The organism is Actinophytocola sp. (assembly GCF_036402745.1).
In the GTDB taxonomy this organism is placed as follows: Bacteria; Actinomycetota; Actinomycetes; order Mycobacteriales; family Pseudonocardiaceae; genus Actinophytocola.
Genome location: NZ_DASWSJ010000164.1, coordinates 1 through 11,797, shown reverse-complemented (window position 1 = coordinate 11,797; position 11,797 = coordinate 1). Strand labels below are relative to the sequence as shown.

Below are 11,797 nucleotides of genomic sequence, written 5' to 3'. Positions count from 1 at the left end.
TGACATTGGTTCGCTCGCAAGCTCACTCACGACAGCCCCCCGCGTTGCAGCAGGACCGCGTCGCGGCCGTCGGTCTCCTCCAGTTGTACGTGGACCTCCTCGGTGCGCGAGGTGGGCACGTTCTTGCCGACGTAGTCCGCGCGGATCGGCAGCTCGCGGTGCCCCCGGTCGACGAGGACGGCGAGCTGCACGGCACGCGGGCGGCCGGCGTCGCGCAGCGCGTCGAGCGCGGCGCGGATGGTGCGGCCGGAGAAGAGCACGTCGTCGACCAGGATGACCAGCCGCTCGTCGACCCCGCCGGGAGGCAGCTCGGTGGTGCCGAGCGGGCGGGTGGGGCGGCGGCGGAGGTCGTCGCGGTAGAGGGTGACGTCGAGAACACCGGTGGCGAGCTTGTCGCCGATGCCGATGCCGGAGAAGTCGGCGATGCGCGCGGCCAGCCTGCTGGCCAGCGGTGCGCCCCGGGTGGGGATGCCGAGGAGCACTACGGGTGCTGCGTCGGCTGCGCCGAGTGAGGTTCGCTCGATGACCTGATGGGCCATTCGAGCGACGGTGCGTGCGACGTCGCCGGCCGAGAGCAGCTCGCGCTGCCCAGCCGGTTCCGCCGCACCGCGGTTGCGCGGTGCCACGGTTGACCTCCTTCCCCGCCTCGCGGGACGGGTCGTTAAAGGACGTCTGAGCTGCGCCCAGATGGGCGCCGCTAGCACCGTACCAGGCGCAATGGATCCACCAACCGGGTGGTAATGATGCAAATGAACCGCACTTGTACACAGATCAGCTTGACCTGGTGACAACACTGGGTAACCATTACTCTGCGTGTTGATATGCGGCTACCCGCGGCGTACACAGATCGGCCAGCGGGGCGAATGAATGGAGAATCGCCATATGGGCGACTACGCCAAGGCGCTGGGGAGCAAGCTCCGCGGCATCCGCCAGCAGCAGGGGCTGTCCCTGCACGGCGTCGAACAGAAGTCCGGCGGCCGCTGGAAGGCCGTCGTGGTCGGCTCGTACGAGCGGGGCGACCGGGCCGTCACCGTGCAGAAGCTGGCGGAGCTCGCCGACTTCTACGGGGTGCCGGTGGTCGAGCTGCTGCCCGAGGGCAGAGTGCCCTCCGGTGCCGAGCCGGCGACCAAGATCGTGATAAACCTCGAGCGGCTGCAACAGCTGCCCGCGGAGAAGGTCGGGCCGCTGGCCAGGTACGCGGCGACGATCCAGAGCCAGCGCGGCGACTACAACGGCAAGGTGCTCTCGATCCGCACCGAGGACCTGCGCTCGCTGGCGATCATCTACGACATGACGCCGGGCGAGCTGACCGAGCAGCTCATCGACTGGGGCGTGCTGCCCCCCGAGGCGCGTCCGTCCAAAGAGGACTGACGGCGGCCGCGGTCAACACGTGTCGGCCGCGTTTGTGAGGACCTCCGGGTGGAGCCGGTGACTGGCGCACCGGCCCACATCTCCCGGAGGTTCTCGTGCCTCTGGCGGGTTTTGCCGGGCTCCGGCGGGTGTCGGCCGGGCCTCCGGCAGGTGTCGCTGCGGCGAACGGCTCGCCGCCATGACGCGAACGGGGGATCGAGCGAGCGCGAACGGGGGATGATCGTGCGGCCATCCGGAGGCTAGGTGGTGGCCGAGGCCGTCGGCTCGGACGGGGTGGTCGTCTCCACGGGTGGCCTGCGGCGGGGACGGGCCCGGGTGACCGCCACGCCGGCCAGGCACAGGACGCCGCCGGTGAGGGTGAGCCAGCCGGGGATCTCGTCGAGCACCACCCACGACATCACGATCACGAGCGCCGGCACCACGTACGTCGTGGCGCCCATCTTGGTGGCCGTCGTGCGGGCCAGGGCGTAGGCCCACGTGATGAACGCCAGCGCGGTGGGGAACACGCCGAGGTAGACCATGTTCAGCGTGGCCGACAGCGGCGCACCGTCCATCTCGGACACCAGCTGACCCGCGAACGGCGCGCACGCCACCATGCCGACGAGGCAGCCGAACGTGGTGACCTGCACCGCGGACGCGTGCCGCAGCGCCGGTTTCTGGGCCGTGACCCCGATGGCGTACGTGGCCGCCGCGACAACGCACAACAACACGCCGAGGACCGAGGCGCCTCCCCCGCCGGAGGTCGAGAAGCCGACCACCACGGCGCCCGCGAACGACACCGCGATCCCGAGCAGCACCCGCCGCGCGAAGCCCTCCTTGAGCAGCCACCCGCTGAGCAGCGCGATGAGCACCGGCCCGACGTTGACCACCATGGCCGCGGTGCCCGCGTCGACCTCCCGCTCCCCCCAGTTGAGCGCGACCATGTAGACGCCGAACCACAACACCCCCGACGCGACGATGCCCGGCCACGCGGCGCGGGCCGGCCACCCCTCGCGACGCACGAGAAGCACGACGACGAGCACGACGGACCCGGCGAGCAACCGCCCGAACGCCAACGCCCCCGGCGAGTAGTGCTGCCCAGCACTACGAATGGCGACGAAGGCCGAGGCCCACAACAGGACCGTGACACCAGCCGCGACCAGGCTGCGGCGGTCCACCGCGGCGGGCTGGGAGATCTCCATGGCGCCAACCTACGAGCCGGCACCGACAGTTCTCACGCGGATTTCGGCCAACGCGTCGCACGTCACACCACGGGTCTCACAGAGTGGCGCGCAGCCGCTCCGCGATGGTGGCCAGGCGGCCCAGGACCCCGTTCACGAACCGGGGTGAGTCGTCCGTCGACAGCGATCGGGCCAGCTGCACGGCTTCGTCGACGGCGACCGGGTCCGGGACGTCCTCCGCCCAGAGCAGCTCGTACACCCCCAGCCGCAGGATCGCGACGTCCACGAACGGCATCCGGTCCAGCGTCCAGCCCTCGGCGTGCTCGGTGAGCAGCTCGTCGATCCGCTCGCGGTGCGCCACAACGCCCTCGATGAGCGTGGTGGCGTAGTCGTTCGGTGCCGGGTGCTCGGTGACCTCCGTGCGCTCGGCGTGCAGCGTGCGCGGGTCGGCGTCGCGCACCGCCGCGGCGTAGAGGACGTCGACCGCGCGCTTGCGTGCCTTGCTGCGCGCGCCCATCTAGGAGGAGACGCGGCCGAGGTAGCGGCCGTCGCGGGTGTCGACCTTGACCTTCTCGCCGGTCGACAGGAACAGCGGCACCTGGATCTCGGCGCCGGTCTCCAGCGTGGCCGGCTTGGTGCCACCGGTGGACCGGTCGCCCTGCAGGCCCGGGTCGGTCTGCTTGATGACGAGCTCGACCGAGGTCGGCAGCTCGATGAACAGCGGCGCGCCCTCGTGCGTGGCCACCACCGCGGTCTGGTTCTCCAGCAGGAACCGGGCGTTGTCCGACACGACGTCGCCGTCGATGTGGATCTGCTCGTAGGTCTGGCCGTCCATGAAGACGAACTGCGTGCCGTCCTGGTACAGGTAGGTCATCTCGCGGCGGTCGACGGTGGCGGTCTCCACCTTGATGCCGGCGTTGAAGGTCTTGTCGACGACCTTGCCGGTGAGCACGTGCTTGAGCTTGGTGCGCACGAACGCCGGTCCCTTGCCGGGCTTCACGTGCTGGAACTCGACGACGGACCACAGCTGGCCCTCAAGGTTGAGCACCAGGCCGTTCTTCAGGTCGTTGGTGGAAGCCACGGGGTAGGTCTCTCCTGTAATCGCAACGCTTGGTGGGTCGTCACACGACTGCGGTCACACGACGACGAGCTGCTTGGTCGTCAGCGTGAGAAGCTCGGGATCGCCGTCCCGCACGACGAGCGTGTCCTCGATGCGGACCCCACCCTTGCCGGACAGGTACACGCCCGGTTCCACCGTGACGGCCATGCCGGCGGACAGTCTACCTTCACCGGTCTTGGCCAGGGCCGGGGCCTCGTGGATCTCCAGGCCGACCCCGTGCCCGAGCCCGTGGAGGAACTCCTCGCCCCGGCCGGCGTCCTCGACGACCTCCCGCGCGGCCGCGTCCACGTCGCGCACCTCGGCGTCCACCCGCAGCGCCGCGCGACCGGCCGCCTGCGCGGCGGCGACAAGGTCGTACAGCTCGCGCTGCCAGTCCGCCGGCGTGCCGAGGACGAACGTGCGGGTCATGTCCGAGTGGTAACCGTCGACGAGCGCGCCGAAGTCCAGCTTCACGAGGTCGCCCGCGTGCAGGACCGTGTCGGTGGGCCGGTGGTGCGGAACCGCGGAGTTGGCGCCGGCGGCCACGATCGACTCGAACGACGGGCCCGCCGCGCCGTGGTCGAGCATCCGGTTCTCGAGGTCGCGGGCCACCTCGCGCTCGGTGCGGCCGGCCCGCAGGCCACCGTGCTCGACGAGGTCGGCGAGCGCCCGGTCCGCGGCCGCGCACGCCATGCGCAGCGCCTCGATCTCGTTGTCGTCCTTGACCATGCGCAGCCGCTCGACCAGGCCGGGCGCGCGGACGAGCTCGACCCCGCCGGCGACACCGGACAGCGTGTCGAGGTCCTCGACGGTGACCCGGTGGCTCTCGTACCCGGTGCGCCGGTAGTCGGTGCTCGCCGCGGCCCGCTCGACGAGTGCGGGCGGGCAGGGGCGGTCGATCAGCCGCTCGAGGTCGGGCAGTTGCTGCGCGGACTGGGTGAGGTAGCGGCCGTCGGTGCAGAAGACGGTCCGGTCCTCGGTGCCCGGCTCGTCGCCCGCGTGCACGAGGAGCGCGGCGTTGGAGCCGGTGAACCCGGTGAGGTAGCGGACGTTGCGCAGGTCGACCACCAGCAGGGCGTCGAGGTCGCGCTCCCGCAGCTGGGAGCGCAGCGCCGCGCGGCGGCGGGCGTGCGTCTCGAGCATGCGTGCGAGCTTAGTGGCACCCGCTGGGTTGAATGGCTCGCTCCGCTCCCGGATACGCTGTGGCGATGCGAACCTGGCTTCTGCGCGGCATCGTGCTGGCCGTGGTGCACGCGGTCGCCGAGACGGTGCGGGCCGACTTCGGGGTGCACCACCCGACATCGCGCACGGTGTTCGAGGCGATCATGCTCGGGGTGCTCGTCGGCGTCGCCGCGGTGTGGGGGGCGGTCGACACCTGGCGGGACGTCCCCGAGCGCGGCAAGGTCTGGCTGATCGCCTCGCTCATCGCGGGCTGGGGCGCCGCGGTGCTCGGCATCATCGGCAAGTCGATCTTCGTCGACCAGACCGGCATCGCCGACCTGGGTGCGGCGCTCACCGGCGGGGCGGCGTTCACCGCGCTGCTGGTGGTGGTGCCGGCATGCGTGGGGTTCCTCGCCGGGCGGTGGATCCGGGTGCCGGGCCGCTCGCGCACCGAGGCCGACTAAGGCTCAGCTCAGCGGTTCCGGCGGCGGGGGCTCAGCGGGGCGGGCCCGTGAGGTCGGCGCCGCGTGTGTAGGCGTCCCACTCCGCGGCCGTCAGCCCGCCCACGACCGACGAGTTCAGCGCGGCGACGTCGGCCGAGCCCATCGGCCAGAGCGTGTCGTCGACCAGGAACGCCGTCCCGCGGCCCGGCGCCTGCCGCGCCTCCGCGCCCGGCCGCAGGGTCAGCGCGACCGGCGCGTGGGCCAGCGCGGGCACCGGATCGTCGAGGATGCGCACGGCGAGCTTCTCGGCCACCGCCCGCCGGTCGATCCGCACGAGCATGCCGTTGACCACGAGGTCGATGGTGCGCTTCGGCGAGGGCATGGCGAACCCGTTGAGCGCGAGCAGGGCGCGGCCCCGGTCCGCGCAGGCGTCGAACCCGCCGACGTCCAGGCCGAAGTGGCGCAGGTCCGACGGCCCGAAGCGGCCCTGCTTGGTGGCCCGCACGAGGTCGATCGACACGGTGCCGCACGGGTCGGCCGCCGACACGACCGCGTGCCCGTCCGGCCGGCGGACCAGGCCCGGGCCCTCGCGCCAGCTGCCCGGCACGAGCACCGGCTCGTAGGGGTTGTAGCGGAAGTCCCTGTCCCAGAAGGTGATCGTGGTGCCGTCGACGGTCTCGTGGGCGATGGCGAACGCGGCGAGCGAGTCGACCCACATCCAGTCGGCGCTGAACGCGTCGACCACCGTGCGCAGCCGCGCGCCGGTGTCCCGCACGGGCACGAAGCCGTCCGGGCCGAGCGCCTCGACGTCCTCGCCGAACGTGGGGTCCGGCGAGCGCAGGACGAACTGGCCGGCGCCGTTGTGCCCGGTCTCGCGGCCGGTGGTGTCGGTGAACATCAGGTAGAACTTGCCGGCGAGGAAGATCGCCGCCGGCTGGCCCGCGCCATAGGTGTTGCCGTTGGACACCTGGCGGGCCGACCGGACGATCGGCTTGCCGTTGTTGGCCCGCGTCCACACCCGGCCGTCGGGGCTGGTGGCGACGCCGATCGCGTTGCCGTGCGCGTGGTTGCCGGCCGCGCCGGTGTAGTACATGAAGTAGGCGCCGCCGGCGCGGATCACCGACGGGTCGCAGGTGTGCATGCCGTCGAAGCCGCCCGGGTGCCCGGAGAAGATCGGGGTGGCCGTCGAGCCGTCGGGGCCGCGGAACGGGCCGGCCATCGAGCGGGACTCGGCGAGCAGGATGTCGTCGCCGGGCGGGTTGGCGATGCCGAGCTGGCTGCACCACCACATCCGGTACCGCCCGCGGTCGTAGAGCACGGACGGCGCGTAGTTGTACGGCGCGTCGCCGCCGCCCGCCGCGATCACGCCGCGGCTCTGCCGGCCCTTGCTGGTGGCGAGCTTCACCGGATCGGGGTTCGATGCGGGTGGCGTCGCGGAGGGCTCGGCGGGCTGGGCCTCGGCCACCCTCGCGGGTTCGGCCTGCGGCGATGCCTCGCTGGTGGTGCAGGCGGCGACAAGGGTGAGGGCCAGCGAGACGGCGAACAACGCCGCTGGTCTTCGACGGTGCGTAGTGCGCATCGTGAAGTGCCCTCCGAACGTTGCCCTCGAGAATCCCCCGGACAGTGTAGGGATTACGGCGTGTGTTGGGCGACAACCAGCTCGACTTCGAAGCCGTCGTCGTTCTCCAGGTAGCCGGCGAGGTGCTCGGGACCGCCCGCGTGCGGGTGCTTGTCGGCGAACATCAGGTGCCAGCCGTGTTCGGGCGCGCCGGCGACGATGCGGTCCAGGTCCGCGCGGGTGGCGACGTGGAGGGCCAGGTGGTTGAGCCCAGGCCGGGTCCGTTCGTGCCGGTCGCCGCACCGGTCGGGCGAGTCCTCGACGACGACGTAGGCCGCGCCGCGGCGCCAGCTCACGCCGCGCGGCCAGCGCTGGTACTCGTGCCAGCCGAGCTCGGTGAACAGCCAGCCGAAGGTCCGCTCGGCGCTCGCGAGGTCGGCGGCCCACAGCTCGACGTGGTGCACGCCGGCCGGCTCGGCCAGGCTCACGAGCACGCGGTGGACGGCGCCGTAGTGGGTGCCGGAACCCACCTCGAGGAAGCCGAGCCGCTCGACGAACCGCTGGGCGCGCGGGTTCTCCTCGTGCACGAGCGCGAACACGGCCGGGACGCCGAGCGTGTGGTGCGCGTGGCCGAGAACGGCACGGGCGGCCTCCTCGGCCAGGCCGCTCCCCCAGTGCGCGCGGGCCAGGTACAAGCCGCATTCCAGGACGCCGCCGGGCAGCTCGGTCGAGGTGCGCAGGTGGCCGATGCCGACCATCGTGCCGTCGAGCTCGAAGACCCAGTCGCCGGTGCCCGCGGGCCCGCGGTAGTCGAGCCGGCGCCGGACGAGCGCGACGATCTCGTCCGGATCGGTGAGGTCGCCCGGGTGGTGCCGGCCGAGCTCCGGGTCGGTGAGCATGGCCAGCAGCGCGGCGGTGTCCTCGGCCTGGATGGGTCGCAGCGTGAGTCGTCGGGTGTGCAGGACGGTCATGCGTCGGTGGTCGCGTTGTCGGCCAACCAGCGCAGGGCGAGCCGGTAGCCGTCCACGCCGAGGCCGACGATCACGCCGCTCGCGACCGCGGAGATGTAGCTGTGGTGGCGGAACTCCTCGCGCTTGTGCACGTTCGTGATGTGCACCTCCACCAGCGGCGCGGTGAGCTGCGCGCACGCGTCCCGGACGGCGATCGAGTAGTGCGTCCAGGCGCCGGCGTTGAGCACCACGGGGATCCGCTGCGCGGCGGCCTCGTGCAGCCAGCCGAGCATCTCGCCCTCGTGGTCGGTCTGCCGGACGGTCACTTCGAGGGAGAGCTCGCGGCCGGTCCGCTCGCACAGCTCGACGAGGTCGGCGTAGGTGGTACGGCCGTAGATCTCCGGCTCACGCGTGCCCAGCCTGCCCAGGTTGGGTCCGTTGAGCACCAGCGCGTTCATGTGCCACTCCTGTTCTCGAGAATTGATCGCGCCAGGGTAGTCAGCCCCGCCAGGACACGCCCAGGTCCGACCGCCTCGTGCAGCGCCATTCGCTGGTCGGCGGCCAAGGGCGCGAGCAGGGCGTGCGCGAGGTAGTCGGCGTCCAGGTCGGGCCGCGCCGCCGCGATGAGCCCGGCGACGTGGCGGTGCCACTGGCGGTAGGCGCCGATGTCGTAGCGCGCGCCGGGCCGGGCGGTCTCGGACAGGTGCACGAGGTCGAGGTTCCCGTCGAGGAAGTCGACGTAGGCCTCGAGGAACGCGACCAGCCTGGCGGCCGGCTCGGCGCCGGGGCCGAGCGGCGGCGGACCGCTCAGGATGGCGGCCTCGAGGTCGCGCTCGTGCGTGTCGAGCAGGGCGACGGCGAGGCCGGCCTTGTCGCCGAACCGGCGGAACAGCGTGCCCTTGCCGACCCCGGCGGCGACCGCGACCTGGTCCATCGTCACCGCGCCCGCGCCGTGCTCGCGGAACAGCGCGCGGGCGGCCTGCAGGACGCGGGCACGGTTGCGTACGGCGTCGGCCCGTTCGGCTCGCTGCGGCTTGCCGGCCTGGGGCGGTTCCGGCTCGGATCGTGGTCCGCTGGTCTTGCTCATCTCATAGCGGACTATAGTCCGATTTCACGTCCGCCGCTCGACCGTGCCCCCAGCGGCCGGGCTCACCCGGTGCTGATCGCCGCGTAGGCGGCGGTCAGCAGCGCCGGCTCGGGTGCCTCGAGCCGACCCGGCTCGGCGAGCCCGTCGAGGACGACGAAGCGGAGCACGCCCGCGCGGGTCTTCTTGTCGCCCAGCATGCCCTGGAGCAGGTCGGGCAGCGCGTCGGCGGCGTAGCCGGTGGGCAGCCCGATCGAGTCGAGGACCGCGCGGTGCCGGTCGGCGGTGGCGTCGTCCAGGCGGCCGGCGTGCCGGGCCAGCTCGGCCGCGAACACGAGGCCGACGCTGACCGCGGCGCCGTGCCGCCACCGGTAGCCCTCGCGGCGCTCGATGGCGTGGCCGAGGGTGTGGCCGTAGTTGAGGATCTCGCGCAGGCTGGACTCGTGGAGGTCCGCGGCCACGACGTCGGCCTTCACCTGGACCTTGCGGCGCACCAGCTCGGCGAGCACGTCGCCGTCCGGGTCGAGCGCGGCCTTGGCGTCGGCCTCGACGAGCTCGAGGATCCGCGGGTCGGCGATGAAGCCGCCCTTGATCACCTCGGCCATGCCCGCGGCCAGGTCGTCGGCGGGCAGGGTGCGCAGCGTGTCCAGGTCGGCCAGCACGGCGGCCGGCTCGTGGAAGGCGCCCACGAGGTTCTTGCCGGCGTCGAGGTTGATGCCGGTCTTGCCGCCGACCGCGGCGTCCACCATGCCGAGGAGCGTGGTGGGCACGTTGACCAGCCGCACGCCGCGCATCCACGTGGCCGCCACGAACCCGCCGACGTCGGTGACCGCGCCGCCGCCGTACGCCACGACCGTGCCGCCGCGGTCCATGCCGAGCGCGGCGAGCGCGTCCCAGCACTGGCCGGCCACCCGCAGTGTCTTGCCGGCCTCGGCGTCCGGGATCGCGATCAGGTGCGCGTCGACACCCGCGTCGCGCAGCCGCTGCCGCATGACCTCGGCACCGTGGGCGAGCGTCGGCGGGTGGATGACCGCCACCTTGGGCGCGCCGGCCACCGCGTCGACGAGCTCGCCGGTGAGGTCGCGGCCGATCACGACCTCGTACGGCCGCTCGGTGGCCACTCCGATGCGCACCGGCTCCACTGCCTCAGCTCCTCACCGTTGTTTGGTGACGTGAGCATCGCACCGGACGGTTGCCCGTATTCAGCTGGGGATCAGTCCAGCTCCACCGCAGCCGTCCAGGAACCACCTGGGTCACGTCGCATCGACCATGATCCGCCAAACGGCCCTAATCGGTCGACACCTGCAGGCTGGCGAGGACGTCGACGAGGACGTCCTCGGGGGTGCGGTCGCTCGTCGGGACAGTGACGGCGGCGACGTGGGTGTAGACCGGCCGGCGGGTGTTGAGCAGCTCCTTGAGGTGGGCGCGTGGGTTGGGCATCAGCCACGGGTGCAGCGGCACCAGCCCTTCGCGGCGCAGGAGGTGCTCGAGGTCGACGTCGAGGAAGACCACGTGGTGCGGTTCGAGCAGCTCGGGGACGCCGGGCGCGGTGGGGGTGCCACCGCCGAGCGCGAGGACGCCGGTGAACTCGGGCAGGACCGTGGCGAGCAGTTCGTGCTCGGACTCCTGGAACCTCTCCCGGCCGAGCTGGACCACGAGCTCGCCCGGGGGCAGGCCGTGTGCGCGCTCCATGTCGTCGTCGAAGTCGCGGAAGTCGACGCCCAGGCGCTCGGCGGCCAGCCGCCCGACGGTGCTCTTACCCGAGCCGGGCGGGCCGACGAGGATCAGCACGGGACCACGCGCGGTCACTTGGCTACCACCGTTCCTGCAGTGCCTTGAGGTATCCCTCGGCGTTGCGCCGGGTCTCGGGAAGCGAGTCGCCGCCGAACTTCTCCAGCGCCGCCTCCGCGAGGACCAGGCCCATCACCGACTCCAGCACCACGCCCGCGCGCGGCACCGCGCACACGTCGGACCGCTGATGGATCGCGACCGCCGGCTCGCCCGTCGCCACGTCTACTGTGGACAGTGCACGTGGGACGGTCGAGATCGGCTTCATCGCCACCCGGGCACGCAGCGGCTCGCCGTTGGTGATGCCGCCCTCCAGGCCACCCGCGCGGTTGGAGCGCCGGCTGACGCCGGTGACGCCGCCCGCGGGGTCGATCTCGTCGTGGGCCTGGCTGCCCCAGCGGCGGGCCGTGGTGAACCCGTCGCCGATCTCGACACCCTTCATGGCCTGGACGCCCATGAGCGCGCCGGCCAGGCGGGCGTCGAGGCGGCGGTCCCAGTGCACGTGCGAGCCGAGCCCCGGCGGCAGACCGTAGGCGATGACCTCGATGACGCCGCCGACCGTGTCGCCGGCCTCCTTGACCGCCTCGACCTCGGCGACCATCGCCTCGGTGGCCTTGGGGTCGAACGCGCGGACCGGACTCTCGTCGATGCGCGCGAGGTCGCCGGGCTGCGGCGCCGGTCCGTCGGGCGCCTCGGCGGTGCCGATGGAGACGACGTGACTGATGACCTCGACGCCGAGGAGCTGGCGCAGGAAGGCGCGGGCGACGGTGCCGAGGGCGGTGCGGGCGGCGGTCTCGCGGGCGCTGGCGCGCTCGAGGACCGGGCGGGCCTCGTCGAAGCCGTACTTCTGCATGCCGGGCAGGTCGGCGTGGCCGGGGCGGGGCCGGGTGAGCGGCTCGTTGCGGGCGAGGCCGGCCAGCACGTCCGGGTCGACGGGGTCAGCCGCCATGACCTTCTCCCACTTGGGCCACTCGGCGTTGTCGATCCGCACGGCGATGGGGCCGCCCTGGGTGAGCCCGTGGCGCACCCCGCCGAGAAACTCGACGCGGTCGGTCTCGAAGCCCATGCGCGGACTGCGCCCGAACCCGAGACGGCGGCGCCCGAGCTGCTCGCCGAGCTCGGCGGTGGTGACCTCGACCCCGGCCACCATGCCCTCGAGCACAGCGACGAGCGCCGGGCCGTG

14 protein-coding genes are annotated in these 11,797 nt (G+C 72.6%); 2 read left to right on the top strand and 12 right to left on the bottom strand.

The window, feature by feature from the left end:
* Positions 1-26 precede the first annotated feature (26 nt).
* The gene (pyrR, locus tag VGD70_RS16315; RefSeq protein WP_331082311.1) at positions 27-626 is read right to left on the bottom strand and encodes a bifunctional pyr operon transcriptional regulator/uracil phosphoribosyltransferase PyrR; all 600 of its coding nucleotides are present in this window, start codon (positions 624-626) and stop codon (positions 27-29) included.
* A gap of 256 nt (positions 627-882) precedes the next feature.
* On the opposite strand from pyrR, the gene VGD70_RS16310 reads away from it, so the two are divergent.
* Complete coding sequence (locus VGD70_RS16310; protein WP_075123575.1) at positions 883-1,371, top strand: transcriptional regulator; 489 nt, start codon at positions 883-885, stop codon at positions 1,369-1,371.
* A gap of 239 nt (positions 1,372-1,610) precedes the next feature.
* On the opposite strand, the gene VGD70_RS16305 is transcribed toward VGD70_RS16310, so the two are convergent.
* The 4 genes from VGD70_RS16305 to VGD70_RS16290 all read right to left on the bottom strand — a co-directional run bounded on the left by VGD70_RS16305 (position 1,611) and on the right by VGD70_RS16290 (position 4,773).
* Complete coding sequence (locus VGD70_RS16305) at positions 1,611-2,552, bottom strand: DMT family transporter (protein ID WP_331082310.1); 942 nt, start codon at positions 2,550-2,552, stop codon at positions 1,611-1,613.
* 76 nt (positions 2,553-2,628) lie between these two features.
* Positions 2,629-3,048, bottom strand: a complete 420-nt coding sequence (gene nusB / locus VGD70_RS16300) for a transcription antitermination factor NusB (protein ID WP_331082309.1) — start codon at positions 3,046-3,048, stop codon at positions 2,629-2,631.
* Positions 3,049-3,612: an elongation factor P gene (efp, locus tag VGD70_RS16295; protein WP_331082308.1), complete on the bottom strand. Its 564-nt coding sequence runs from the start codon at positions 3,610-3,612 to the stop codon at positions 3,049-3,051.
* A 54-nt stretch (positions 3,613-3,666) separates the two neighbouring features.
* The gene (locus VGD70_RS16290) at positions 3,667-4,773 is read right to left on the bottom strand and encodes a Xaa-Pro peptidase family protein (RefSeq protein ID WP_331082307.1); all 1,107 of its coding nucleotides are present in this window, start codon (positions 4,771-4,773) and stop codon (positions 3,667-3,669) included.
* A gap of 65 nt (positions 4,774-4,838) precedes the next feature.
* On the opposite strand from VGD70_RS16290, the gene VGD70_RS16285 reads away from it, so the two are divergent.
* On the top strand, positions 4,839-5,255 hold the full coding sequence (locus VGD70_RS16285; RefSeq protein WP_331082306.1) for a B-4DMT family transporter: 417 nt from the start codon (positions 4,839-4,841) through the stop codon (positions 5,253-5,255).
* Between the two features lie 31 nt (positions 5,256-5,286).
* On the opposite strand, the gene VGD70_RS16280 is transcribed toward VGD70_RS16285, so the two are convergent.
* The 7 genes from VGD70_RS16280 to aroC all read right to left on the bottom strand — a co-directional run.
* Positions 5,287-6,813 carry a beta-xylosidase gene (locus VGD70_RS16280; protein ID WP_331082305.1) on the bottom strand — a complete coding sequence of 509 codons (1,527 nt, stop codon included), beginning with the start codon at positions 6,811-6,813 and terminating at the stop codon, positions 5,287-5,289.
* A 53-nt stretch (positions 6,814-6,866) separates the two neighbouring features.
* A complete protein-coding gene (locus VGD70_RS16275; RefSeq protein ID WP_331082304.1) occupies positions 6,867-7,763 on the bottom strand; it encodes a GNAT family N-acetyltransferase in 897 nt (298 codons plus the stop codon).
* On the bottom strand, positions 7,760-8,200 hold the full coding sequence (aroQ, locus tag VGD70_RS16270; protein ID WP_331082303.1) for a type II 3-dehydroquinate dehydratase: 441 nt from the start codon (positions 8,198-8,200) through the stop codon (positions 7,760-7,762). The genes VGD70_RS16275 and aroQ overlap by 4 nt, the downstream gene beginning before the upstream one ends.
* Positions 8,197-8,829, bottom strand: a complete 633-nt coding sequence (locus VGD70_RS16265) for a helix-turn-helix domain-containing protein (protein WP_331082302.1) — start codon at positions 8,827-8,829, stop codon at positions 8,197-8,199. Before VGD70_RS16265 ends, aroQ begins: the two co-directional genes overlap by 4 nt.
* 62 nt (positions 8,830-8,891) lie before the next feature.
* Positions 8,892-9,968, bottom strand: coding sequence for a 3-dehydroquinate synthase (aroB, locus tag VGD70_RS16260; protein ID WP_331082301.1), 1,077 nt, complete (start codon positions 9,966-9,968; stop codon positions 8,892-8,894).
* Positions 9,969-10,113: 145 nt separating this feature from the next.
* A complete protein-coding gene (locus tag VGD70_RS16255) occupies positions 10,114-10,635 on the bottom strand; it encodes a shikimate kinase (protein ID WP_331082300.1) in 522 nt (173 codons plus the stop codon).
* Positions 10,636-10,639: 4 nt separating this feature from the next.
* On the bottom strand, positions 10,640-11,797 hold a 1,158-nt coding region (gene aroC / locus VGD70_RS16250; RefSeq protein ID WP_331082299.1), incomplete at its 5' end, for a chorismate synthase.